The sequence below is a fragment of the Tenacibaculum mesophilum genome, assembly GCF_003867075.1.
GTDB lineage: Bacteria > Bacteroidota > Bacteroidia > Flavobacteriales > Flavobacteriaceae > Polaribacter > Polaribacter mesophilus.
In genome coordinates, this window is sequence record NZ_CP032544.1 from 1,776,822 (window position 1) to 1,801,122 (window position 24,301).

Annotated in this window: 22 protein-coding genes; 9 read left to right on the forward strand and 13 right to left on the reverse strand. The window is 31.9% G+C overall.

The genetic code is table 11. The features are described from left to right. Window positions 1–2: 2 nt before the first annotated feature. From D6200_RS08135 to D6200_RS08150, 4 genes are all read right to left on the reverse strand, one after another. Entirely contained in the window at window positions 3–521 is a 519-nt protein-coding gene (locus tag D6200_RS08135) for a thioredoxin family protein (RefSeq protein ID WP_047790542.1), read from the reverse strand. A 99-nt stretch (window positions 522–620) separates the two neighbouring features. Continuing rightward, on the reverse strand, window positions 621–2,375 hold the full coding sequence (locus D6200_RS08140; protein WP_073184389.1) for a peptide MFS transporter: 1,755 nt from the start codon (window positions 2,373–2,375) through the stop codon (window positions 621–623). A 75-nt stretch (window positions 2,376–2,450) separates the two neighbouring features. Further along, window positions 2,451–3,875, reverse strand: a complete 1,425-nt coding sequence (locus tag D6200_RS08145; protein WP_073184388.1) for a peptide MFS transporter — start codon at window positions 3,873–3,875, stop codon at window positions 2,451–2,453. 12 nt (window positions 3,876–3,887) lie between these two features. Beyond that, entirely contained in the window at window positions 3,888–6,035 is a 2,148-nt protein-coding gene (locus D6200_RS08150; protein ID WP_073184430.1) for a S9 family peptidase, read from the reverse strand. Between the two features lie 142 nt (window positions 6,036–6,177). Here D6200_RS08150 and D6200_RS08155 point away from each other — a divergent pair, with 142 nt between their 5' ends. From D6200_RS08155 to D6200_RS08165, 3 genes are all read left to right on the forward strand, one after another. Next, on the forward strand, window positions 6,178–7,911 hold the full coding sequence (locus D6200_RS08155) for a hydroxymethylglutaryl-CoA reductase, degradative (RefSeq protein ID WP_073184387.1): 1,734 nt from the start codon (window positions 6,178–6,180) through the stop codon (window positions 7,909–7,911). Continuing rightward, complete coding sequence (locus D6200_RS08160) at window positions 7,911–8,837, forward strand: GYDIA family GHMP kinase (RefSeq protein WP_073184385.1); 927 nt, start codon at window positions 7,911–7,913, stop codon at window positions 8,835–8,837. The genes D6200_RS08155 and D6200_RS08160 overlap by 1 nt, the downstream gene beginning before the upstream one ends. 120 nt (window positions 8,838–8,957) lie before the next feature. After that, window positions 8,958–10,166 carry a BaiN/RdsA family NAD(P)/FAD-dependent oxidoreductase gene (locus tag D6200_RS08165; protein WP_073184383.1) on the forward strand — a complete coding sequence of 403 codons (1,209 nt, stop codon included), beginning with the start codon at window positions 8,958–8,960 and terminating at the stop codon, window positions 10,164–10,166. Window positions 10,167–10,231: 65 nt separating this feature from the next. Here the strand turns inward: D6200_RS08165 and D6200_RS08170 are convergent, their stop codons facing one another. Continuing rightward, on the reverse strand, window positions 10,232–10,534 hold the full coding sequence (locus tag D6200_RS08170) for a hypothetical protein (RefSeq protein ID WP_047790548.1): 303 nt from the start codon (window positions 10,532–10,534) through the stop codon (window positions 10,232–10,234). A gap of 22 nt (window positions 10,535–10,556) precedes the next feature. Beyond that, window positions 10,557–10,787: a hypothetical protein gene (locus D6200_RS08175; protein WP_047790549.1), complete on the reverse strand. Its 231-nt coding sequence runs from the start codon at window positions 10,785–10,787 to the stop codon at window positions 10,557–10,559. A gap of 137 nt (window positions 10,788–10,924) precedes the next feature. Here D6200_RS08175 and D6200_RS08180 point away from each other — a divergent pair, with 137 nt between their 5' ends. From D6200_RS08180 to D6200_RS08205, 6 genes are read left to right on the forward strand one after another with little or no spacing between them, the layout of a single operon-like run. After that, window positions 10,925–11,137 (forward strand): LytTR family DNA-binding domain-containing protein, encoded by a 213-nt coding sequence (locus tag D6200_RS08180; RefSeq protein WP_073184381.1) that lies wholly within the window; start codon window positions 10,925–10,927, stop codon window positions 11,135–11,137. Window positions 11,138–11,172: 35 nt separating this feature from the next. Next, entirely contained in the window at window positions 11,173–12,258 is a 1,086-nt protein-coding gene (locus D6200_RS08185; RefSeq protein WP_073184379.1) for a diphosphomevalonate/mevalonate 3,5-bisphosphate decarboxylase family protein, read from the forward strand. A 13-nt stretch (window positions 12,259–12,271) separates the two neighbouring features. Continuing rightward, on the forward strand, window positions 12,272–12,766 hold the full coding sequence (locus D6200_RS08190; RefSeq protein WP_053056775.1) for a toxin-antitoxin system YwqK family antitoxin: 495 nt from the start codon (window positions 12,272–12,274) through the stop codon (window positions 12,764–12,766). Between the two features lie 51 nt (window positions 12,767–12,817). After that, window positions 12,818–13,744: a mevalonate kinase family protein gene (locus D6200_RS08195; protein WP_047790551.1), complete on the forward strand. Its 927-nt coding sequence runs from the start codon at window positions 12,818–12,820 to the stop codon at window positions 13,742–13,744. A 9-nt stretch (window positions 13,745–13,753) separates the two neighbouring features. Continuing rightward, complete coding sequence (locus D6200_RS08200) at window positions 13,754–14,671, forward strand: geranylgeranylglycerol-phosphate geranylgeranyltransferase (protein ID WP_047790552.1); 918 nt, start codon at window positions 13,754–13,756, stop codon at window positions 14,669–14,671. A 45-nt stretch (window positions 14,672–14,716) separates the two neighbouring features. Next, entirely contained in the window at window positions 14,717–15,553 is an 837-nt protein-coding gene (locus D6200_RS08205) for a pseudouridine synthase (RefSeq protein WP_047790553.1), read from the forward strand. A gap of 36 nt (window positions 15,554–15,589) precedes the next feature. Here D6200_RS08205 and D6200_RS08210 read toward each other — a convergent pair whose 3' ends face one another. From D6200_RS08210 to D6200_RS08240, 7 genes are all read right to left on the reverse strand, one after another. Beyond that, window positions 15,590–15,955, reverse strand: a complete 366-nt coding sequence (locus tag D6200_RS08210) for a heavy-metal-associated domain-containing protein (protein WP_047790554.1) — start codon at window positions 15,953–15,955, stop codon at window positions 15,590–15,592. 26 nt (window positions 15,956–15,981) lie between these two features. Continuing rightward, complete coding sequence (locus D6200_RS08215) at window positions 15,982–18,207, reverse strand: TonB-dependent receptor (protein WP_073184375.1); 2,226 nt, start codon at window positions 18,205–18,207, stop codon at window positions 15,982–15,984. 57 nt (window positions 18,208–18,264) lie between these two features. Continuing rightward, the gene (locus tag D6200_RS08220) at window positions 18,265–18,675 is read right to left on the reverse strand and encodes an HYC_CC_PP family protein (protein ID WP_073184373.1); all 411 of its coding nucleotides are present in this window, start codon (window positions 18,673–18,675) and stop codon (window positions 18,265–18,267) included. A 116-nt stretch (window positions 18,676–18,791) separates the two neighbouring features. After that, window positions 18,792–19,544, reverse strand: coding sequence for a hypothetical protein (locus D6200_RS08225; RefSeq protein WP_073184372.1), 753 nt, complete (start codon window positions 19,542–19,544; stop codon window positions 18,792–18,794). Then, the gene (locus D6200_RS08230; protein ID WP_073184371.1) at window positions 19,538–20,257 is read right to left on the reverse strand and encodes a hypothetical protein; all 720 of its coding nucleotides are present in this window, start codon (window positions 20,255–20,257) and stop codon (window positions 19,538–19,540) included. The genes D6200_RS08225 and D6200_RS08230 overlap by 7 nt, the downstream gene beginning before the upstream one ends. Before the next feature lie 71 nt (window positions 20,258–20,328). Continuing rightward, window positions 20,329–21,048: a hypothetical protein gene (locus tag D6200_RS08235; protein ID WP_073184370.1), complete on the reverse strand. Its 720-nt coding sequence runs from the start codon at window positions 21,046–21,048 to the stop codon at window positions 20,329–20,331. Between the two features lie 3 nt (window positions 21,049–21,051). Beyond that, window positions 21,052–24,300, reverse strand: coding sequence for a toxin VasX (locus tag D6200_RS08240; protein ID WP_073184369.1), 3,249 nt, complete (start codon window positions 24,298–24,300; stop codon window positions 21,052–21,054). Between the last annotated feature and the right edge of the window lies 1 nt (window position 24,301).

Below are 24,301 nucleotides of genomic sequence, written 5' to 3' on the forward strand. Positions count from 1 at the left end.
TTTTACATGGCACTTTTAAAGTTTTTTTCAAACTCTGTCCAAGGTGTATTTTTATAATTATCTTTGTTAAAATACGCCAGTATTTTCTCAAATCTTTTTTCTTCTAAGTAGCCAGGTACGTTTTGTAATAATTGCTTATCAGTATTAAAAAAAGCTGTTGAAGGATAACTTAATTGTCCTTTCATAATAGCAGCCGCTAACTCGTGATAACCTCTTCTTCCCTGAGACTGGTATTTAAAGGTTTTTCCTTGAAATGTAATATCATGTTTAGCTTCTCCGTTTAACTTTACTGGGTAATAGTGTGTATTGATATACTCAACAATTACTTTGTTTTTGTAAGTGGTTTTATCCATCTTTTTACACCAACCACACCAATCGGTGTAAATATCTACTAAAATTGGTTTAGGGTCTTTCTCACTCATTTCCATCGCTTCTTCAAAGCTTAACCAATTTACCTTGTCTTGTGCCTTTACTCCATATGAAATAAAGGTTAAAACTACTATTAATATTATTTTTTTCATACTCTTTAAGTCTCAATAAGTGTTCCAAAATTACAAAAAAACCTGCCAATATTTAAAATTGACAGGTTCTAAAAATATTGTTTTAACTTTTATTTAGAGTTATTTAACTCCATGCATTAGTTTTTTAATTAACGGATTTAAAGCTATTACTAACAATCCTGCTAATGTTGGAACTATTGTGAAAATTAAAAAGAATGTTGATAGGCTATATTCTTTTGTTATGTTTTCTATTTGACCTCCTAAAACAGCTGCTGCTTTATTTCCTATTGCTATTGCTAAATACCACATACCAAACATAAATGCAATCATTCTTGCAGGTACTAATTTAGATACATATGATAAACCTACTGGAGAAAGACATAACTCCCCTAAGGTATGAAACAAATATGCTAATATTAACCATATCATACTCACTTTAACACCATCGGTTATTCCATAAGATCCAAATGCTAACAACCCAAAACCTACTGCCATTATAATTAGTCCTAATCCATACTTTACAGCTGCAGACGGGTTGTATTTTGAATCCCACCATTTAGAAAAGAAATTAGCAAAGGCTATAATAAAAAATGAGTTTAATATTGAAAACCATGATACCGTTATTTCAGAAGCTTCTGCTGAAAACTCACGATATAACATCCAACCTACCAATGCCCAAACTCCCAGAAAACATATTGCTAATACAAAGTTGGATACAGGAATTCTTTTTCCTGTTTCTTTTCCTAATAAAATTAGTACCCAAGTAATAATAGCTAACGGAATTACAGTTAATAGTGTATTTACAATATTAAAAATTGTTTGTGCATTACCTGTTAAAACTCTATCAACATTATCACGAGCAAAAAGCACTAAAGAAGAAGCTCCTTGTTCGAAACTCATCCAGAAGAAAACAGTAAAAAAAGCAAATATAATTACAGCAATCATTCTATCTCGTACAACCTTAGCATAACGAGATATACGAGAAATAGTTAAAACTAAAAATACTATTAACCCAAACAGTACAGCTACATATTGTCCTTCAAAATTTCCTATTTTAAGAGCTCCAAAAACATCTATACCTCCAATTTTTGACAAAGGATCGTTAATAGCGTAACCTAAACCTATAACAGAGGAAATTACAATTAATATTTTATCTAAACCTGTAAAAGGATTTCTTTTATCTTCTTCTTTTGAGTTTAAACCAGAAGTTTCAACAACATTATTTTCTTCTTTTGAAGGAACATCTCCTATAGTTCCAAATAATGGTTTTGCTAACCAAAACTGTAAAGTACCTAATAACATGAAAATTCCTGCTAAACCGAACCCCCAAGACCAACCTATCTTTTCAGCTAAATATCCACACAACATCATTCCAAAGAAAGCTCCTGCATTAACTCCCATATAAAATATAGTATATGCTCCATCTTTTTTTTCTGGTAAGTCTTTATACATCTCAGAAATAATAGATGTCATATTAGGTTTAAAGAAACCTGTACCAATTACTAATAAAGCTAAACCTACATACAACCAAAACTCAGTTTCAATAGCCATAGCAGCGTGACCAAGTGTCATAATAATAGAGCCTATAACAACTGCCCAACGATATCCTGTTAATTTGTCTGCTAAAATTCCTCCTAAAATTGGGGTTAAATACAATAACATTGCATAAGTACCAAATAAAGCACCTGCATTTTCTGCTGACCATTCCCAACCAGGGTTAGTTCCAATAGCTGCTGCTGTTAAGAAGTTAACTAATAAAACACGCATTCCGTAAAAAGAAAAGCGCTCCCACATTTCTGTAAAAAATAGCACAAACAACCCTGATGGATGCCCTAATACTTTTGATTTAAAAAAATCGTTTGATGTTTCACTCATAAATAATATAATTTATAATAAACTTAAAACCTGAATAACGCATAGATAAAAGCGTAATTCAAGTTTTAGTTTTTTTTAGTTCTTTTCTGCCAACTCAAATCCTTCAGCCTCTTCTTGCGAAGTTTTATTAAACTCTTCTGCTCCATGAGTTAAACGCTTCAGAGGTTTTAAAATTGCTAAAATTAACAATCCAAAAACTGTACAAAATATAGCAATTCCAGTAAACACTTGGAATTCTCCTGCCCCTTCTGAAAGTTCACCTACAAAACCAGCTACTTTATTTCCTAAACCTGTTGCTGCGAAATAAGCTCCCATCATGAATGAGGCGTACTTAATTGGCGCTAATTTAGTAATAAATGACAATGCTACTGGTGAAGCACATAGTTCTCCAACTGTATGAAATAGGTATGCTAACACCAACCATATCATTGCTGATTTTTCTACTATTTTATCTCCATCCATAACCACTTCCATGCTAGCTTTACTCATAAAGAAAAAACCAAAAGCCATAATAATAACTCCTATAGCCATTTTAAATAAGGAAGATGATTCTTTACCTTTTTTACCCCACTTGTACCAGAAGTTAGCCACTAAAGTTCCTAGTGTAATGATGAAAAATGCATTTATTGATTGAAAAACAGCTGCAGGAACTTCATTTCCTATAAGTGGTAATGAAAAAGAAAGTGCTCTATCTGTTTTCTGTTCTGTATATAAACTCATTAAACCTCCAGCTTGCTCAAACGCTCCCCAGAAAACAATGATAATTAAGAAAGATAAAAACATAACTAACATTCTATCTTTCTCTACTGCAGTAAGAGGTTTCTTCATTAAATCTTTATCTGGAGAATCTTGTTTTCCTAAAAAGTCACCTACGCCTTCTAAGTATTTTAAACCAAACATGTATACCACTTGGCCTAAAGCCATTCCTATACCTGCTAATCCAAAACCATAATGCCATCCCCATTTAGCAGCTACTGCCCCTACAATTAAAGCTCCTAAAAAAGCGCCAAGGTTAATTCCTATATAAAAAATATAAAACCCTTTATCTCTTCTATCATCTCCTTTTTTATAAAGTCCTCCAACCATTGTTGAAATGTTCGGCTTTAAAAAACCTACACCAATTACAATTAGTATCAGTCCAGTAAAGAATGCCCATTGAGCATCAATTGCCAAAATACCGTGTCCTATACATAGTAACAATCCACCAAGCATAACGGCTTTTTTCTGGCCAATAAATTTATCAGCAATCCAACCTCCAGGAATAGACATTAAATAAACAAACATTGTATATGTTCCGTAAAATGATAGCGTTTCTGCGTTAGACCAACCATAACCTGATTGTGGATTACCTAAAAGAACAGGTGCTGCTAAAAAAAGTGTTAGAATAGCTCTCATACCATAGTATGAAAAACGCTCCCACATTTCTACGAAGAATAATACATAAAGTCCTTTGGGATGCCCCAAAAACTCACTTTGGTTTGTTTGTTTAACTGTACTCATAGTTGTCGAATTTTATAAGTTGTTTTTAATAAAGTTAGTCATTTTAGTATACAAGTGTAAACGTGTATTACCTCCATAAATACCATGATTCTTGTCCGGATACATTCCCCACTCAAATTGCTTATTTGCCTGAATTAAAGCCTCTGCCATTCTATAAGCATTTTGAACATGTACATTATCATCACCTGTTCCGTGAATTAGTAAATATTTTCCTTTTAATAATTCTGGATAATTCAATGGCGAGTTATCATCATACCCTGCTGGATTTTCCTCTGGTGTACGCATGTAGCGTTCTGTATAAATTGTATCGTAAAAACGCCATGTAGTAACTGGTGCCACAGCGATAGCTGCTGCAAATACATCATTTCCTTTTAATAAACAGTTCGTACTCATATGACCACCGAATGACCATCCCCAAATACCAATTCTATTCGCGTCAACATATGGTAACTTTGCTAACTCTTTAGCCACCGAAATTTGGTCTTCAGTTTCATACTTCACCAAGTTCATATAAGTAACTTTCTTAAAATCACGACCTTTAAAACCTGTTCCTCTACCATCAACACAAACAACAATATATCCGTTTTGTGCTAACATTTGATGCCAATAATCATTTGAACCATTCCAACTATTTTTTACATTTTGAGAACCTGGCCCTGAATATTGATACATTAAAACTGGATACTTTTTATTTACATCAAAGTTTGCAGGCTTAATAGTGTACATATTTAAGTCGTTACCGTTAACATTAATAGTAGAAAACTCTTTTTCACTTAAATTATATCCTGCAATAGTTTCTTTTAAAGCTGCGTTATCTTTTATAGTTTTTAACACCTTACCTTCATCATTTCTTAGCGTATACACTGGTGGTGTATTTGCATCAGAAAAAGTATTGATGAAATAGTGCATGTTTTTACTAAAAGCAGCGTTGTTTGTTCCTGTAGAGTTACTCAATAGCTTTTTGTTGTTACCGTCTAAAGAAATGCTATACACTCCTCTATTAATAGAACCGTTTTCTACTGATTGGTAATAAATAGTTTTCTTATCAGCATTATATCCGTAGTAAGAAGTAACTTCCCAATTTCCTTTCGTTACTTGATTCAATAACTTACCATCTTTATCATAGTGGTAAATATGGTTGTATCCATCTTTTTCACTTGTCCAAATAAAGCTATTATCGTCTAAAAAAGTTAGGTCATCTGTTATATCTACATATGCTTTATCTGTTTCATTTAAAACTACAGAACTATTAAAAGTAGTTGCATCAACAAAATACATTTTTAAATCATTTTGATGACGGTTCAATGTTCTAACAGCTAATATGTTTGGATTGTTTGTCCAGTTAATTCTAGGAATATATTCATAATCTCCTACTCTAATTTCTGCAGTTTTATTCGTTTCTAATGAAAATATACGTAAAGCTACTTTAGCATTTTCTTCACCTGCCTTTGGGTATTTGAATACATGTTGTGTTGGGTATTTTTCTTTTCCATATACGTCCATTGAAAAAGTTTTAACTTTACTTTCATCAAAACGTAAATATGCTAAATTTTTACTGTCTTTACTCCATTCAAAAGCTTTTACAAAACCAAACTCTTCTTCATAAACCCAATCAGTAATACCGTTAATGATTTCGTTCTTTTTACCACTATTGGTAATTTGAATTACCACATTGGCATCTGAATAATCTTTAATAAATAAATTGTTGTCTTTAGCGTATGCTATTTTTTTACTATCAGGAGAAAAAGTTGGTTCTTGAATATCTGTACCAATTAAGTCTAATGATTTTTTAGCAATATCATACACATAATAAGTACCTAAATATGAATGACGAAAAATTTGCTTAAAGTTCGTTCCTAAAATTAATTTGGTCTCATCATTATTAAAACTATATGATTGAAAATATTTCAATCCAGCTAAATCTTTACTATCAACAATCGTTGCAACTTTTTCTAAAGTTTCATAACTGTATTTATCTACAGTAGAACTTCCATTCTCATAATTTAATAACGAATAAAAATCTCCATTCATAGAATTTAAAGAGTTCATATAATCGGCTCTAAATGTGCCTTTTCGCCATATATCCTCTAAAGAAATATCTTTTTTTTGAGCTTGTACTAGCGAAGATATCCCTATAAACAATAATAATAATTTCTTCATGTTAAGTTGTTGTTTATCTAAAAAGTTTGCCAAGTTTACGGAAAAATAGCCAAAAACCCGCTCAAAAAAATCATAAAAACCAAATAACACAAGCATTTTAACATGATTCACGTATCTTTGAGCCATCAAAAATGAATTGAGAATGTCTAAAACGATCTCTGGTTTTTCTAAACTTACCAAAGAAGAAAAAATAGACTGGTTGGCTAAAACTTACTTTAACAATCAACCAGAAATTATACAAACTATTACGCAATATTGGAATGTAGACGAGAAGTTACAACAATTGCATGATGATTTTATTGAAAATACTATTTCTAATTTTTATATGCCTTACGGCATTGCTCCTAACTTTATTATTAACGGACGCAGTTATGTAATACCAATGGTGGTTGAAGAAAGCTCTGTTGTTGCTGCTGCTTCTTTAGTTGCCAAGTTTTGGAGTACTCGTGGAGGATTTAAAACAGAAGTAATTTCTACTACAAAAATTGGTCAGGTACATTTTATGTATGCTGGTAACAAAAAAGAGTTAGAAACCTATTTTAATCAACAAAAAACAGAATTATACGCAGCTACCGCATCCATTACCAAAAACATGGAAAAACGTGGTGGCGGAATATTAGATATTCAACTAGTTGATAAAACAGATAAGCTTGCAAACTACTATCAATTACATGTTACGTTTGAAACAAAAGATAGTATGGGGGCTAACTTTATTAATTCTTGCTTAGAAGCTATTGCAAAGACTTTTAGAAAAGATGATATTGAAATAGTTATGAGCATTCTTTCTAACTACGTTCCTGAATGTTTAGTTAGAGCAGAAGTAAGCTGTAAAGTAGCCGAATTGGGCGGGAAGAATCCTGAGAAGTTTGCTCAAAAGTTTGAACAAGCTGTTAAAATTGCAGAGGTAGAACCGTACCGTGCAGTTACGCACAACAAAGGTATTATGAACGGAATAGATGCTGTTGTATTAGCTACTGGAAACGATTTTAGAGCTATTGAAGCGGGTGCACATGCGTATGCTTCAAAAGACGGACAATACAAAAGCTTAACTCACTGTGAAGTAAAAGACGGAATTTTTAGATTTTGGATTGAAATTCCTTTAGCATTAGGAACTGTGGGGGGATTAACTGCCTTACACCCAATGGCAAAATTATCGTTAGATATGATGCAAAAACCTAGTGCTCGCACTTTAATGCAAATTATTGCTGCTGCTGGTTTAGCTCAAAATTTTGCTGCTTTGCGTGCTTTAACAACCAAAGGAATTCAACATGGGCATATGAAAATGCACTTGATGAACATTTTAAATCAACACAAAGCTACCAATGAAGAAAAAGAAATTGTAGCCTCCTATTTTGAAGACAGAACAGCTTCTCATAGTGCCGTGGTTGAAAAACTAAATGAGCTTCGTAAGCCAAAAGTACAATGGATAGACTTTTTAAATGAAGAAGAAGTACGTGATACTCTTTTAAGTTTAAAAGCCGATGCAAAACCTTTGTTTGGTAAAATGAGTGGACAACACATGGTAGAACATTTAAGCTTGGTTACTCAAATAGCGAATGGAAACTGGAAGGTTGACACCTATGTTTCTGATGAGAAATCAGCTAGAAGAAAACCATTTTTAAATTCTGATAATGAGTTACAAACTGGATTTAAAGCTCCATTTTTATCAGAAGCTCCAACTCCGTTAAAGTTTAGTTCTATAAACGAAGCTGTTATTGATTTGATTGAGCAAGTGCAGCACTTCGAAACTGTTTTTAATGAAAATCCAAACCGAACAGTTGTACATCCATTTTTTGGAGAGCTAGATTATGAATATTGGAAAAAATTCCAAGTAAAACATTTTACACATCACTTTAAACAATTCGGACTGGTATAATGCGACACTATTCTAACGGAAAATTATTACTCACTGGAGAATATGTTGTTTTAGATGGTGCAACATCGTTAGCTGTTCCTACTAAGTTTGGACAAGACTTAATTGTTGAACCAATTAAAGAATCACAACTTATCTGGGGAAGTTTTACGCATACTGGAGAATGTTGGTTCGAGGCTTCTTTTGATTTACCCAAACTACGCTTAACCTCAGCTACGTTTAATTCTGATAAAGAAGGAAGTGCTGAGTTTATTGCTGAAACACTACGTGATATTTTACAAGAAGCGAAACGTTTAAATCCTGAATTTCTAACTACTGAAAACGGTTTCGTTGTAAAGACAAATCTAACATTTCCTCAAAACTGGGGATTAGGAAGTTCCTCAACCTTAATTAATAATATAGCTACTTGGGCAAATGTAAATCCGTTTACCTTACTTTGGAACGCTTTTTCTGGAAGTGGTTACGATATCGCTTGTGCAAAACATAACACTCCGATTCTATATAAACTAGAAGAAAAACAACCTTATATTGAAGAAGTAAATTTCAATCCACATTTTTCTGAAGAATTATTTTTTGTGCATTTGAACCAAAAACAAAATAGCAGAGAAGGAATTGCTCACTATAAAAAACACAAAGAAGAAGCTAAAGTCTTAATCCCTGAAATTGACAATTTAACTCAAGAGTTTTTAAAAGCCAACACTTCTATAGATTTAGAAAAAATCATTATTGAGCATGAGCAAATCATTAGTTCAATTATAAAACAAGACACTGTAAAACAAAGGTTATTTTCTGACTATTTTGGTGAAGTAAAAAGTTTAGGCGCTTGGGGTGGTGATTTTATTTTAGCTACAGGAAATGAAGATACTACAAGCTATTTTCAACAAAAAGGATTCAATACTATCCTCACCTATAAAGAAATGATTTTATAAAATTAAGCCTGTTACATCGAGTGAATTTATTGAAGAATGAAATAAATTTGTATCGAAATGATTTAAAAAAGTTCTCGATACAATTTCTACTGAAAAATTACTCGAACTGACATAAAAAAGATGAAAAAAGTTATTATTATTGGTGGTGGAGCCGCAGGTTATTTTACTGCAATTAATGCAAAAGAACTCAATCCAGAATTGGACATTACTATTCTTGAGAAAGGAAAAGAGGTTTTACAAAAAGTAAAAATTTCTGGTGGAGGTCGTTGCAATGTTACACATGCTTGTTTTGAACCTAAAGAACTAACAAAATTCTACCCTAGAGGCGAAAAAGAATTATTGGGTCCTTTTCATAAATTTATGACAGGTGATACTTTTGAATGGTTTGAAAATCGCGGAGTTCCCTTAAAAATAGAAGAAGATAATCGAGTATTTCCAGAAGCAAACACCTCACAAGCTATTATAGATTGTTTTCAAAACGCTGTTGATAACCTTGGAATTAGCGTGTTAAAAAACCATGGTGTAAACTCCATTTATCAACAAAATGAGAAATGGATTATCAACACAAAAAATCAAGATTTTGAAGCTGATTTCGTAGTGGTTTCCGCAGGAAGTAGTAAAAAAGTATGGGATTTATGTAAAACGTTAAATCATACAATTATTGAACCTGTTCCTTCCTTATTTACTTTCAATATAAAAGACAAGCGAATTATTGATTTAGGCGGAATATCAGTTCCAAATGCAGAAGTTACACTTGTTGGAACAAATTTAGAAAATTCTGGTCCGTTACTAATTACCCATTGGGGCTTGAGTGGTCCTGCTATTTTAAAATTATCCGCTTTTGGTGCTCGTATTTTAGCTGATAAAAACTATCAATATAACGTACTGGTAAATTGGTTAGGACAAGATACCGATTCAGTTTTTTCAACATTACAAGAGTTAAAAAAATCACAAACTAAAAAACAAGTTAGTTTAAAATCTCCATTTAGTGATATTCCTCGCCGATTATGGGAACGTTTGGTAATGGCTTCAGAAATAAAAAACAACCAAAACTGGGCTGATTTGAGCAATAAGCAACTTCAAAACTTAGCAGATCAGTTAACCAAAGGATTATTCAATGCAAATGGACGTACTACTTTTAAAGAGGAGTTTGTTACTGCTGGCGGTGTAGACTTAAAAGAAATTAACTTTAAACGTTTTGAAAGTAAAAAACACAAAAACTTGTTTTTTGTAGGTGAAGTATTAAATATTGATGCCGTTACTGGTGGCTTCAACTTTCAAAATGCTTGGACAGGTGGTTTTATTTGTGCTAATGCAATTGCTGAATAAATAAAATATCATTTCGAACGAAAATAATTGAGGTTTCTCACTCCGTTCGAAATGACATCCTTTTTTTAATCTTCGTCTTCTCCTTCTTCTTCGTAGCAATTAAAAATAATAGAGTATCCATACTCTACAGCTTCTTCATACAATTCTTTTTGCTCATTATCTTCTACATCATCCACAGAATCTAACGTAAAATATTCGTCTTCTATTTCTACTACTTTCCAATCTTCATTTTTGATATAAAATTTCGCTAATCGCATAGCTCCTTCAATATCTTTATAATCAATATACAAGCTTACGTAAGCTCCTATAACTTGATCATAATGTTCAGAAGATTTTTTTGGTTTTGCTAAGGCATTAATTAAAAACATAGATCTATTTTTTTGTGTTATATTATGCTAATTCTCCTCTATGAGGTTTCAATGCATCTCTAAAGGTTTTCATATATTCCTCATCAACCACAATAAAAGCGATGGTATGCATTTCGTTTAAAGATACAAAATTTACTTCATGATACGGCAAACCATCTATCTGCGTAAATTCTTTTAAATGTATACAGTGATGTTTTGCTGTTTCCAATCCATCAGGACCTTTAAAGTCCCAAATCAGTTTAATTTTTCTCATACAACAAAAATACCCATTTCTATGTTAGAAATAGGTATTAAAAGGATTAACTAATCAAAAATCTAGATTAGCTATCTCTTTTCCACAACAAGATAATATCGAATAGCCCTCAACAATCCAAATGCTGGCGCTAAAACTTGAGACGAAATACTATAGTTACTAGAGAAACCATTAGTAATTTTGAAGCCATATTACCAAGTGATTGTTTTATAAGAGTACATCGTTCTTACATTGTTTCAGTTTCTAAAATTTCCTCATATACTAATGAATATATTGAAGTTACTAAAAAAGTAATCTCAATAAGCAGAAGCTATAAAGAAAGCGTTTTACAAAAATTAGCACAAGTGTAAGCGAAGTTCTATCTTTACAGCAAATTTTTTACACGTTGAATACATCAGATTTCTTATTTCTTTCTCAAGATAAAAAAGTAGATAACTTAACCGTTACATGGCAGACACCTAGTAATATTGCTTTGGTAAAATACTGGGGAAAAAGCGAACCTCAAATTCCTAAAAATGCCTCAATAAGCTTTACATTGAATAATTGCCATACAACTACAAAAATTGAATTCACAAAGACATTACCAAAAAACCAAGTAGAATTTGAATTGTACTTTGAAGGAAAAAAGAAAGATGATTTTAAACCTAAAATAGCCAAATTCTTTGAAAGAATACAAAAATACTGTACCTATATTTTAGAGTATAACATGGTTATTTCTTCTGAAAATTCATTTCCACACAGTAGTGGTATTGCTTCTTCTGCAAGTGGAATGAGTGCTATTGCTATGTGTTTAATGAATTTGGAAAAAGAATTAAATCCAAATTTAACTGATGAATATATTAATAAAAAGGCTTCTTTTTTAGCTCGTTTAGGATCAGGAAGTGCTAGTAGAAGTATTGAAGGGCCATTAGTCGTTTGGGGAAATCATCCTGAGATTAAAGGAAGTTCAGATTTATTCGGCACAAAATTCCCTTATAAAATTCATCCTATTTTTGAAGACTACCAGGATACTATTTTATTAGTTGATAAAGGTGAAAAGCAAGTTTCAAGTACAGTTGGTCACAATTTAATGCATAATCATCCGTATGCTGAAAATCGTTTTAATCAGGCCAATGAAAACTTAGAAAAACTTTCAAAAATCCTTCAAAATGGAGATATTAAAGCATTTATTGACCTTGTTGAAAGCGAAGCTTTAACATTACATGCAATGATGTTAACAAGTAGTCCATATTTCATTTTAATGAAACCGAACACGTTAGAAATCATCAATAAAATATGGGAATACAGACAAGAAAATGATAGCAATGTTTGCTTTACCTTAGATGCAGGCGCGAATGTACATGTATTATACCCTAATTCGGAAAAGACTGAGATTGAAGTATTTATTAAGAATAATTTAGCTGCATACTGCCAAAAAAATCATTATATTTGTGATAGTGTGGGTTTTGGCGCGAGACCTATTTTAACCTAAATTCCCTACTATTATGAAAACTTCAACATTAATAATTGCCCTTTTTATTGGTTTTATAACCAATTCAGTCAATGCACAAGATACTATTTGGTTTGATAAAAACTGGCAAGAAACAACTAAAGGAGAGCATGAGTTTTATAGACCTGCTCCTAAAAGAATGAATGACGGCTTTTGGATTGTAGATTACTACAAAAATGGTCAAGTACAAATGGAGGGTTTTAGTACTGTGAAAACTCCTAACCAAGAAGAATTTGATGGTTTGGTACTATATTACCATACCAATGGCAAACCTTTTCATAGAGCCAATTACAAAAATGGAAAACTTCACGGAATTCGAAAGGTATACTATGAATCTGGTGAGTTAAAAGAGGAAGGAAAGTATGAAGAAGGTGAAAGAGAAGGTATATGGAAAACTTTTTATAAGAATGGTAAAATAGAAACAAAAGGTAAATACCGCGATAACGAAAAAGTGGGCGTTTGGAAAACTTTTTACAAAAACGTGTACTAGTTTGTAAACTAGTAGTTTTACTTGTATGTTTGCACCGTAATTAAAACACCTATGAAAGGACCCTTATTTTACGCAAAAATATTACTCTTTGGAGAGTATGGAATTATCAAAGACTCTAAAGGATTAGCAATACCTTTTAGTTCTTATAAAGGAGCGTTAAAATCTGCAAAAAACTTAACTGGAGAAGCTGAGAAGTCAAATCAAAGCTTAGCGAAGTTTTATAGTTATTTGACTAACTTAAATTCTGAATTAGTATCTTTTGATTTAGATTCTTTGAAAAGTGATATTGATAACGGAATGTATTTCGATTCTTCAATACCTCAAGGGTACGGAGTTGGAAGTTCTGGCGCTTTAGTAGCTTCTATTTACGATAAGTACGCTAATGATAAAATTACAATTTTAGAAAACCTAACGAGAGACAAGCTTTTAACTTTAAAACAAATTTTTTCATTGATGGAGTCTTTTTTCCATGGAAAAAGCTCTGGGTTAGATCCTTTAAACTCTTATTTAAGTTTACCTATCTTAATCAATTCAAAAGAACATATTGAACCAGCAGGAATCCCTTCTCAAAAAGAAGGAAAAGGAGCTGTTTTCTTATTAGATTCTGAGCAAATTGGGGAGACTGAACCAATGGTAAACATCTTTATGAACAAGATGAAAAACGAAGGTTTCAGAAAAATGATTAGCGAAGAGTTCGCAACACATACAGATGCTTGTATTGAAGACTTTTTACAAGGAAACGTAAAATCGTTATTTGGTAACGTGAAAAAACTATCAAAAGTAGTATTAGCTAACTTTAAACCTATGATTCCTACTGCTTTTCATAAAGTATGGGAAAAAGGTATACAAACCAACGATTACTATTTAAAGCTTTGTGGTTCTGGTGGTGGAGGTTACATCTTAGGATTTACTGAAGATTACGAAAAAGCAAAAAACAGTTTAAAAGATTATAAATTAGAATTAGTGTATCGCTTTTAAAATGCTACTATGAGTACATTTAAAAACAATACATTTTTCTTAAAAATATTTAGCCTTTTATCTGTCATAAGAGGTTATAACATTCTAGTATTAATAGCAGCCCAATATTTGGCTGCTATTTTTATTTTCTCTGATGCAAAATCAGTTAAACCTGTAGTTTTTGATTGGCATTTACTTTATTTAGTTATTGCTACCGTTTGTGTAGTTGCTTCCGGATATATCATCAATAATTTTTACGATAAAAAAGCTGATATTATTAACAGACCTATAAAAACAGGCTTAGATTCTTATGTAAAGCAAGAAACAAAACTAACGTTATATTTTACACTAAATTTTATTGGTTTTTTCTTCGGATGGTTAGTTTCATGGCGAGCAGCATTCTTTTTCTCTGTATATATATTTGGCATTTGGTTTTACTCTCATAAACTAAAAAAACATCCACTAATAGGATTAATAACAGCCACAGTATTAACCATACTTCCTTTTTTTGTAATTTTTGTACACTACAAAAATTTTTCAAAAGTAATTTTCATACACGCAATCTTTCTTTTTCTAGTCATCATGATTCGAGAACTTATGAAGGATTTAGAAAATATTAAAGGAGCGATTGCTAATAATTACAACACCTTCCCTGTAAAATATGGAGAACGAAATACTAAAAAGCTAATTATTTTATTAATGGTATTAACTTTAGTACCTATTGGAGTTTTATTTAACTACCCTGCTATAGAATACATGAAATATTATTTTTATTTAGCTGCCATTACCTTAATATTTGTTGGTTTTTACACATGGGAATCAACAAAAAACAATCAATATAGATTAGCTCACAACATTTTAAAGGTCTTGTTATTAATAGGAGTCTTTAGCTTGTTATTTATCGATAAATCTTTAATTGTAGATAAAGTAGTTGAGGTTTTAGATTAAAAACCAAATAATTACCGTAAATTTGCAAACTTTTAAAATTTAATTATGAATTCAAAAAACTCGTCGAGAGGACGACAAGCTGGACGTAACAGCAATCCTCAAGGAAAAAATCAATTCAAAAAAGATTTCAGAAAACCAAAAAGCAATAAACCTACTCAGAAAAAAACTGAGGATACAGGAATTCGCTTGAACAAATTTATCTCTAATTCAGGAATTTGTTCTCGTAGAGAAGCAGATACGTATATTGAACACGGAAGTGTTTCTGTAAACGGGAAATTAGTTACGGAAATGGGTTACAAAGTGCAGCCTACTGATGAAGTTCGTTTTGATGGAACTTTAATTTCTATGGAACAGAAACGTTACGTTTTATTAAACAAACCTAAAAATTACATTACTACTATGGAAGATGACCGTGGTCGTAAAACTGTAATGGAATTAGTAGGAAACGCCACTAGAGAACGAATTTACCCTGTTGGAAGATTAGATAGAAATACTACTGGTTTATTATTATTTACTAACGACGGTGAATTAGCAAAAAAATTAACGCACCCTAAGCATAACGTTCGTAAATTATACCATGCTTCTTTAGATAAAAAATTAACCATTGCTGATTTAGAAAAATTACGTGGTGATGTAATTATTGAGGGAAGAAAAGTTTTTATTGATGCCGTTTCTTACGTAGAGGGTGAAAAGAAAACTGAGGTAGGTATTGAAATTCACTCTGGTAGAAACCGTATTGTTCGTAAAATTTTTGAACATTATGGATATCATGTAAAAAAATTAGATCGTGTTATTTTTGCTGGTTTAACTAAAAAGAATTTACCTCGTGGTAGATGGCGTGAATTGACACAACAAGAAATTAACACTTTACAAATGTTATAACATAAAAATCCCGAGTTAATACTCGGGATTTTTTTATTACTTCTTTGGTTTTTTATGATCTTCTTGCACTTCTTTATCACGATATTTACAACATTCATGTAAATTATCATAAGCTTCTTTTGTTGCTTTAAACTCTTTTGTGTCATGACCTACACCAGCAATAGTTTTTTTAACTGTTTCTGTACTTGTTTTGCGTTCATCAATAATTAAACTTAACTCGTGAGTATTCACATCCCATTTTGCAAATTTCACTCCTTTAGTTTTTAACGCTGCTTTTTCTATACGCTGCTTACACATCATACAAACACCGTCTACTTCAAAAGATACTTTTGCATTCTTCTTCTGAGCAAATGTTGATGTGCTTAATAATAAAACAACTGCTAATAAAAATATATTTTTCATGTGTTCTTGATTTTTAATTTATTGAATTAATCTATTTTAAATCGTAACCCTGCATAGAAGTTACTTCCAAAAACTGGTGCATATACAATAGTAGTATCAAAATTTGCACCAAATGGATTATCACTTCCCAGTATAGGATTTTTTTGTTTGTAATTTGTAATATTTTCAGCCCCAGCATACATTTCAAACTTTTTTGAAAACACTTTTGTTATTTGCGTGTTTAATAAGTTATAGCTATCTGAATATGTTGGTAACTGGTTGTTTGTATTAGGTAGTCGTTGCTCTCCTATCCAGTTATAGGTTACATCAAACTTCCAACTGGCATCGCTTTTTTCTGTTTTAGTTTCGTAAGATACATTGGCAAAAAAACGATGTTTAGCTTGTAAAGCTTTCGCTAAGTTTCCTGATTTATAATCAGTAGAAACATCGTAAAACTTATAAGAGAATCGAGTATTAAAATAAGGGATTATATTTTGATTCATTTCTATCTGGAAACTATTTGCGTTACTCTTTCCTTCTAAATTATAAAAAGAAATTTCTTGTGGATTTTCCCAATCGACTACTACCTGATTTGAAAAATTTGTTTGATAAAAATCGAATGTTACATCTCCTTTTCTACCAAATAGTTTATATCCTTGTAAAAACGATACTCCGTAATTCCAAGCCTCTTCTGGGTCTAAGCCATAAATATTTCCACCTGAACTTTCAATAGTAATTGCTCGTGATGAAGCAAAAAATTGTTGATTCTCTGCAAAAATATTCGCGCTTCGTTTTCCTCTTCCTACAGAAGCTCTTAATACTCCTCTTTCCCAAGGAACATAACGCATGTGCAATCTTGGTGTTACAAAAGTCCCTAACAAGTTATGATGGTCTAATCGAACGCCTGCTGTAACACTAAGATTATCTGCATTGTCATAAGCATATTCAAAAAAAGCTCCTACAGAATTCTCTTTTCTATTAAAATTAGGGGACAGCAGCTCACTAACAAACTCTTCGTAATTGTCATACGTAAGGCTAGCACCAGTTTTAAACTTATTACGAGTATCTCCAATAATAGAGCTAAACACAAAACTGCTATAAAAGCTATGATGCTGAATGTTGTAATCTCTCAATCCAAAATACGAATCTTGTTTGTGGTTACTATATGCTGCTTGAAAGCCCATATTTTGAAATGGCATATCAGGAAACACATAACCTACTTTTACAGAAGTATCAAAACGTTTAGTTTTAATTTCGCTTCCCCAAACAGTATTTGATCCTTTATCTACTTCTGGGTCAAAACCAACTTCTCCTACTTGTTTTGAATCGTCTAAATACCTAAAATTGATAAAACTTACCCAACCTTTTTCGGCATCGGTATATTGCCAACGATTCATCACATTAATTTGTTCTGCTAATGGGTTGTCTAAAAAGTTATCCTTGTTTTTATCAAATTTTTCTCCTCTATAGTTTCCATGTACATACAACCCTGTTTGCCACTTTTCGCTCACTTTTTGATTGAAATGGGTATTGAACTCTAACCTTCCTCCCAAAGCTCCATAAGCATTAAGGTAAAACTTATGATTAGTAGATGGTTTTACTAGCTCCGTATTTATTTGTCCCGAAATACTTTCGAAACCATTTACAACACTTCCTGCTCCTTTTGTTATTTGAATACTTTCAACCCAAGTCCCAGGTGTAAATGTTAATCCGAATGCTTGTGCAGCTCCTCTAATTGAGGGAATATTTTCTTGGGTAATTAACAAATATGGACTTGTTAATCCTAACATTTGAATTTGTTTTGTACCTGTTAACGCATCAGAAAAATTAACATCTATTGACGGATTGGTTTCAAAACTTTCTGACAGATTACAACAAGCGGCTTTTAACAACTCATCACTATTAATAGTTACCAAGTTTTGTGTTTGTAAATACGACCTTTGTGTTGAACTTTTTTTTGCAGAAACTGCAACCTCATTTAACGTATTACTTTCTGTTAAATAGTGATTGATTGGTTTTGTACTGCTAACATTTATTGTATCTGTCTTATAACCAACAAAACTTATTATTAATTTTTTATACTCCTTTTTATACGGAATACTAAAAGTTCCTGTTTCATTGGTGGTCGTTCCTGTATTTGTGTTTAACCAATATACATTCGCCCCAAATATTTCTAAATTATTATTATCTTTTATTACTCCTTTTAACTCTTTTTGAGCAAAAAGTGATAGAGAAATCAGTAAAAAAATACTGATTATGAAGTTTTTTTTCATTATTTATTTCATCATACTATATTATACAATTCTTATTTTTTTAGTAAGAATTGTAAATCATATGATAAAGACTTCGTGAAGCACCTGTATGTCAAAAAATAACTTAGGTGGTACATACTGTTTATGTGGAATAATTTGTTTTTCTAAGTCTTGAAATAACAGACTGTTAAAAACATATGAAGTAACCGCTGTAGCAACCTTTATAAAGGTTATTTTTTCTACAGACGATTTCTGAATTTGAGTTTGCCCTTTTATAAGCTCTACATCGTCTTTACAACACGATGGCTCTTTTATTTTACTCTCACAGCTATCCTCTTCTACATCATCACAGCTAGCTACACTTCCTACATAAGAAACAGCTACTAAAAAATCACCACAAAAATGTTTTTCTACATTAAAAGAGAATGTAGATAGCAACACCGTTAGTGCTAAGGTTATAGCTGTTATTTTAGAAAAATGTTTCTTCATGCCTTGCAAAGGTACAAATTTTTAAAACTTTACATTTCATAACCTTAGGCTTTTACTCTTTTAAAAATTATTTGTAAAACAATAACTCATAACATAGCTTACTTAATTTTATCTCTTTACCATCCACCTATACGTTTACGTTCTGCTTGTTGTTCTTTAGTAGCCTCTGGCGTTGATATTTTGCTTGGGTACAAAGGCTTAGGAAACCTCTCAGCTTTTCTTCGTTCAAAGTCTTGCTGTCGATATGGATCAAAAGCATCTCCAGGAGGTAGTGGACGGTTTTTATCCATATACCATGTTATAAAAGACATGTCCTCATAACAATCTCCTCCAAATATTGTATAAATATCAAATGTTTTCCACTTATTTGGGCGAATAGTTTGTAACATAAATCCACCTACACCATCTTCACCACCAGTGCTATAGGCAAACTCTACTTTTTCAAATAGCATCGTGATATTTTTTTGCCAAAAAAAGCCTGTCATCGTGATTAAACCATCTTTACGATTTAAAATATGTTCCTTTTTAGGCATTGTAAAACCATAGATTACAAAAAAGATAGTTAAAAAAGCTGATAATATCATAAAAAATAAAATTTCATTATTCAATCCATCTCTGATAAGATACCATAATGTTCCTAATAATAATAACAAAGACACACCCCCACCTATTTGAGGAGTAGCTATACTTCCAGATTTACTAGCTACAAAATTATCATCTACTAATCTATATTGTGATTTCTTGTAATTTCTTTTCTTAAAATTTCTTGGTTTTGTATGTATTTTTTTTACAACTCGATGGTAATATTTTTTTAGTTTTTCTGGGTTTTTATAATCTTCATGGGTTATTTTTCGGGTAAAATCTACCATCCTCCAATACGTTTACGTTCTGCTTGTTGTTCTGGCGTAGCTTCGGGTGTTGGTATACTACTTGGGTATAAAGGCATAGGAAAACCTGCTGCTTTTCTTCGTTCAAAATCCGCTTGTCTGTACTCATCAAAAGCACTTCCTGGTGGTAACGGTCTATTTTTATCCATGTACCAAACTATAAAACTCCAATCTTCTATTACTTCATGTCCCATAACATCTGTACTTGTAAACCCATTTGGGTGAAGAAGAGACAAACTTGGACCTGTAGGGTTGATACCAGAATTTTTTACTGACCATGCTGCTAAAGCGTCTTGAAAAGGCATTGTATATGGTTTAAAATATAATGTGTTTGGTATAGTTATAAGCCCTTCTAAACGATATAATACTAGCTCTTTTTTGGGGCGAGTATAATGATATACTATAAAAAAAGTACCTAACAAAAATAATAAAAACAAGAAAATAAAACTAAGACTCTTATTGAAAAATAGCCTTACTACAACAGTAAATAACACAAAGAAATACCCTGCCAATCCTGTATATATATATACATTACCAATAAGACCATTATTCATTATAAAAAACTGATTATCTACTCTTACGTAATAATCAGGATCGTTTACCTTTTCTTTTTCTACCTTTCTTTTCGGTTTTTCATAAATAAGCTTCTCTAAATATCCACCCCATTTACCGTATCTTTTTTTAATTTTTGCCATAAATTATATATTCAATACCAGAGCTTTATTTGTATTGAAATTTCTCTTTCATGATAGGACTCTATAATATTTTACCATCCTCCAATACGTTTACGTTCTGCTTGTTGTTCTGGCGTAGCTTCGGGTGTTGGTATACTACTTGGGTATAAAGGCATAGGAAAACCTGCTGCTTTTCTTCGTTCAAAATCCGCTTGTCTGTACTCGTCAAAAGCACTTCCTGGTGGTAACGGTCTATTTTTATCCATAAACCAAACTATAAAACTCCAATCTTCTATTATTTCATGCCCCATAACATCTGTACTTGTAAACCCATTTGGGTGAAAAAGAGATAAACTTGGACCTGTAGGGTTGATACCAGAATTTTTTACTGACCATGCTGCTAAAGCGTCTTGAAAAGGCATTGTATATGGTTTAAAATATAATGTATTCGGTATAGTTATAAGCCCTTCTAAACGATTTAATACTAGCTCTTTTTTGGGACGGGTATAATGATAGGCTATAAAAAAAGCTCCTAAGCAATAAAAAAAAATATAGAAAAGAATATTATGAGCTACTCCTTTAAACTCACGAAGTAAAATAAATAATGATATTAAAATCATAAGAGCTATCCCTATATATATATATATATCACCAATAAGACCATTATTCATTATAAAAAACTGATTATCTACTCTTACATAATAATCAGGATCGTTTACTTTCTCTTTTTCTACCTTTCGTTTCGGTTTTTCATAAATAAGCTTCTCTAAATATCCACCCCATTTACCGTACCTTTTTTTAATTTTTGCCATAAATTATATATTCAATATCAGATCTTTTGCCCACACTAATAAATTGTTAAGCGTATCCACCTTTACATTTTTATAATAAAACCCTTTATATTCTGTTGGTTGCGGTTTAAATAACAAACCATCCATATTTTTAGTGCCTGTAACCTTACTTTCAAACAGTTTTATTTTTATTCCCATATAACGTTCCTCCCCCACATACGTATGAGGGTAATACTTATTTGTTTCTTCATCTATTGTTAACTTACAAATAAACAACAACTGAAAAATAGTAGTTTGATTGTTATGTCTTTTTCTGTGAACTCTGTTAGGGATATTAATAGTGGTATTTGTGGCTATTATTTTACCTTTGTTATCTTCTTCTAAATTAACTTCTCCTCTTAATTCTTCTTCAGCTATTTCTTCATAACTTCCTGTTCTAGTATTAACCAAAAAAACTTTGTACTGCAATTGGTCTTTAAACCACAAAAATTGGCGAAAACTTGTTTGTATGGTTAGCTTACTTACATCGCTTGTAGCAAAAGAAGCACCAGCTCTACCATCTTCTCCACCTATACTAATTACCCTTTCTGAACTTAATTTAATTTCTTTTACAAACATTGCACTGCACACCATTAAATCTAATAATTGTTGATGACAAACACGTAAATCTTTCCAATCTTTATATTCTTCTCTATCTTTTATTAATGCGCTGCGATTTTCATACACCCTGTTGATATATTGCCAAGGAGTTTCATTATTATTTCTTGATAAAGCAACCCTATCACTTAACCAATAATGCTTAAAATATCGCTCAAGTGGTGTATCTTTAAAGTAATTTGCTAAGTACACCAAACCTATGGCTACCCCACCAATGACCCAACCTACGGGTCCTGACACAAAGATACCCGTTGTAAACAACGCCCCTGCGCCTACCCACATAAAAGCCGCATCGTTATCGTTGTCACTAAAAGCATCAATAGCCTCCCAAAAACATACAGCTGCTGTAAACCCTGCTCCTACCTTATTAAAAAGTCTTGCTCTATTACTAAGGCTACTAACCACCTTGCTTTCTCTATTTAATGCTATTGCGTTTACTCTTTTTACATTAAAAAAGGCTCCTGTCAACTCCGTTCCAATACCTACTAAATTTACAAGACTTTTTGCAGAAGGACTATCATACACCTGATAAGTTGCAGAAGATATATTTAAAATTTGTAAGTAATATAAGCCTTTCGCAAAATGAATATTGTTTAATACCCGTTGGGCTCCTTGTACTTGAGCTTTTGTTTTTTTTGCTGGTATTTCTGCTGGTACATTTAAGGTGTTTTTTCCTTTGGGGTTATACTCATTTACCAAGTATATTTCTTCAACATCTAATATTTTAGCTATTCGATGTCCTTTTTTAAAGTCTACCAACTTTACACTTTCATCTAAAGTAGCTCCATTTTGTTTTAATAAAGCCTCAAGAGTTCTTGTTCGTGTTTGAAAAACTGGTTTGCCTTTATGCGTAAGCACCTTGAGTCTATCAAAAGTAAGGTTTAAGTTTATTTTTTTTGCATTACTAAGCCCTACATAAGCTTCTAAACCATTACTAACATGTCCTGCTACTTTGTTAGCTAAATCAGTTAACAAACTGTTATTTAAAACATTTTCATTTTCATCAAAAAAATCGAGATTTAACTCTTTTTCTAAAACTTCGTGTACTTTTTTATTACTCCCTTTTACGTATTTTATGTAGAATTCTTTAGCTTCTTTGTTTTTATTTTTCAGTTCTCCTTTGTAGTTATCACGATGTTTTTTTAAGTCTAGATAATGATCTATACCCCCTGGAGCAATACTTAATAAACGCATATGAGATGTAGTAATATGCTTTCCTTCTAACAGTCCTATAAAACCATTTTCATTAAAATCTTCAAAATATTGCGTATAATAATCACTACCTAAAATAATTGTAAAATCGTGTCGATAACTCACAATTGATTCACGTATTTTTTTACGTTCTTTTACAGCTAGTATGTCTATTAATTTTTGTTGCAAGATACCATTGCCATCCCAATATATCATTGGAGTTGCCCCAATGTTTATGCCTGTAAATTTTGGTCCACTACCACTTTCTCCTCCATCATAATCGGTAATCATTTCTTTATCATTATACACTAATTGATAGGTTGTTAATGCTGTTGCTAATAATGTAGATATTTGTTCCTCTCTTGAACCTTTCTTTATTTCTTGTTTTGGTTTTCCTTCAAGAATATCTTTTTTTATTTCAACAGGGTCTTTACCAGTACCTAACGACTCTACTAAAGCTTCTAAATCTGCTATTTTATCAGCTAACTCTACTCCTACATCATTTGCACAACCTACAGGGTCGTGCAACGTAACAAACATATCTTCAAAAACCTCATTATCTCCTTTTTCATCTTGCTTCTTTTCATCTGATAATATTGAATCTAGCATTTTTTCAAGTGCACCTGCCCTTGGATGATTACCAGGAAACGTTGCTCTTACGTTTGTAAATGGTATAACATTTTCATGTTTTTCTTCTTCTCCTTTTTTTATACCACTACAGTCTATCAACTTCATACGTTCTTTACGCTTATTAGCATCCGTATTCAGCTCATTATGATAATCTCTACTCCATTGTACAGGAGAGTATGCTACCCAATATTTTTTTCCTGGTTCTATTATTAACTTATATTCACTCTTGTCTCCAGATGGTTTTCGAATATCTTTATAGTTTCCTTTTTCATCTTTGTTGTATGCCCATATAATATGCTGTAGCTGTCCACTTTCATCAACATATAGTTCGTGGTAATCGTCTTGATCTTCATCGTTAATTAGATAAATATATCCTTTATTTAGAGCAGTTCGGGCTACATAAAAATTATTAATTTGAGGCAATTCTTTTAGTGACAACACCTCTACTTCTTCTAACTCAAGCGTACTGTTTTCTGCTGCATTTGTATTCTGGGTATTAGAATTACAAGTAGCTACATTTTTACATACTGCTTTATCATCTTGTATTAAAACACCTTTGGTTATTCTCGGATCGTTATATTTAGGTGCATTTACATCTTCTTCTGTTTGGTTTTCTGAATTCCTATCAAATAAACCATAACGTAAAAAATGTAAACGAATACCCGGTTTTAAAGCTTCTTTTTCTGGACTCTTTACAGGTTCCGTAACACCACCTCCTGTACATTCAAAAAAATACCTAGCAACTACCTCATTATATTCTGTTAGTTGGTTTTTTTCTAAAATATCGTTAGCCATT

Excerpts from the sequence above, each read along its gene's own strand:
- D6200_RS08135 (WP_047790542.1), bottom strand. The coding sequence starts at position 521 with ATGAAAAAAATAATATTAATAGTAGTTTTAACCTTTATTTCATATGGA.
- D6200_RS08140 (WP_073184389.1), bottom strand. The coding sequence starts at position 2,375 with ATGAGTGAAACATCAAACGATTTTTTTAAATCAAAAGTATTAGGGCAT.
- D6200_RS08225 (WP_073184372.1), bottom strand. The coding sequence starts at position 19,544 with ATGGTAGATTTTACCCGAAAAATAACCCATGAAGATTATAAAAACCCA.
- D6200_RS08155 (WP_073184387.1), top strand. The coding sequence starts at position 6,178 with ATGTCTAAAACGATCTCTGGTTTTTCTAAACTTACCAAAGAAGAAAAA.
- D6200_RS08190 (WP_053056775.1), top strand. The coding sequence starts at position 12,272 with ATGAAAACTTCAACATTAATAATTGCCCTTTTTATTGGTTTTATAACC.
- D6200_RS08215 (WP_073184375.1), bottom strand. The coding sequence starts at position 18,207 with ATGAAAAAAAACTTCATAATCAGTATTTTTTTACTGATTTCTCTATCA.
- D6200_RS08210 (WP_047790554.1), bottom strand. The coding sequence starts at position 15,955 with ATGAAAAATATATTTTTATTAGCAGTTGTTTTATTATTAAGCACATCA.
- D6200_RS08145 (WP_073184388.1), bottom strand. The coding sequence starts at position 3,875 with ATGAGTACAGTTAAACAAACAAACCAAAGTGAGTTTTTGGGGCATCCC.
- D6200_RS08165 (WP_073184383.1), top strand. The coding sequence starts at position 8,958 with ATGAAAAAAGTTATTATTATTGGTGGTGGAGCCGCAGGTTATTTTACT.
- D6200_RS08150 (WP_073184430.1), bottom strand. The coding sequence starts at position 6,035 with ATGAAGAAATTATTATTATTGTTTATAGGGATATCTTCGCTAGTACAA.
- D6200_RS08195 (WP_047790551.1), top strand. The coding sequence starts at position 12,818 with ATGAAAGGACCCTTATTTTACGCAAAAATATTACTCTTTGGAGAGTAT.
- D6200_RS08200 (WP_047790552.1), top strand. The coding sequence starts at position 13,754 with ATGAGTACATTTAAAAACAATACATTTTTCTTAAAAATATTTAGCCTT.
- D6200_RS08220 (WP_073184373.1), bottom strand. The coding sequence starts at position 18,675 with ATGAAGAAACATTTTTCTAAAATAACAGCTATAACCTTAGCACTAACG.
- D6200_RS08170 (WP_047790548.1), bottom strand. The coding sequence starts at position 10,534 with ATGTTTTTAATTAATGCCTTAGCAAAACCAAAAAAATCTTCTGAACAT.
- D6200_RS08235 (WP_073184370.1), bottom strand. The coding sequence starts at position 21,048 with ATGGCAAAAATTAAAAAAAGGTACGGTAAATGGGGTGGATATTTAGAG.
- D6200_RS08160 (WP_073184385.1), top strand. The coding sequence starts at position 7,911 with ATGCGACACTATTCTAACGGAAAATTATTACTCACTGGAGAATATGTT.
- D6200_RS08175 (WP_047790549.1), bottom strand. The coding sequence starts at position 10,787 with ATGAGAAAAATTAAACTGATTTGGGACTTTAAAGGTCCTGATGGATTG.
- D6200_RS08240 (WP_073184369.1), bottom strand. The coding sequence starts at position 24,300 with ATGGCTAACGATATTTTAGAAAAAAACCAACTAACAGAATATAATGAG.
- D6200_RS08230 (WP_073184371.1), bottom strand. The coding sequence starts at position 20,257 with ATGGCAAAAATTAAAAAAAGATACGGTAAATGGGGTGGATATTTAGAG.
- D6200_RS08205 (WP_047790553.1), top strand. The coding sequence starts at position 14,717 with ATGAATTCAAAAAACTCGTCGAGAGGACGACAAGCTGGACGTAACAGC.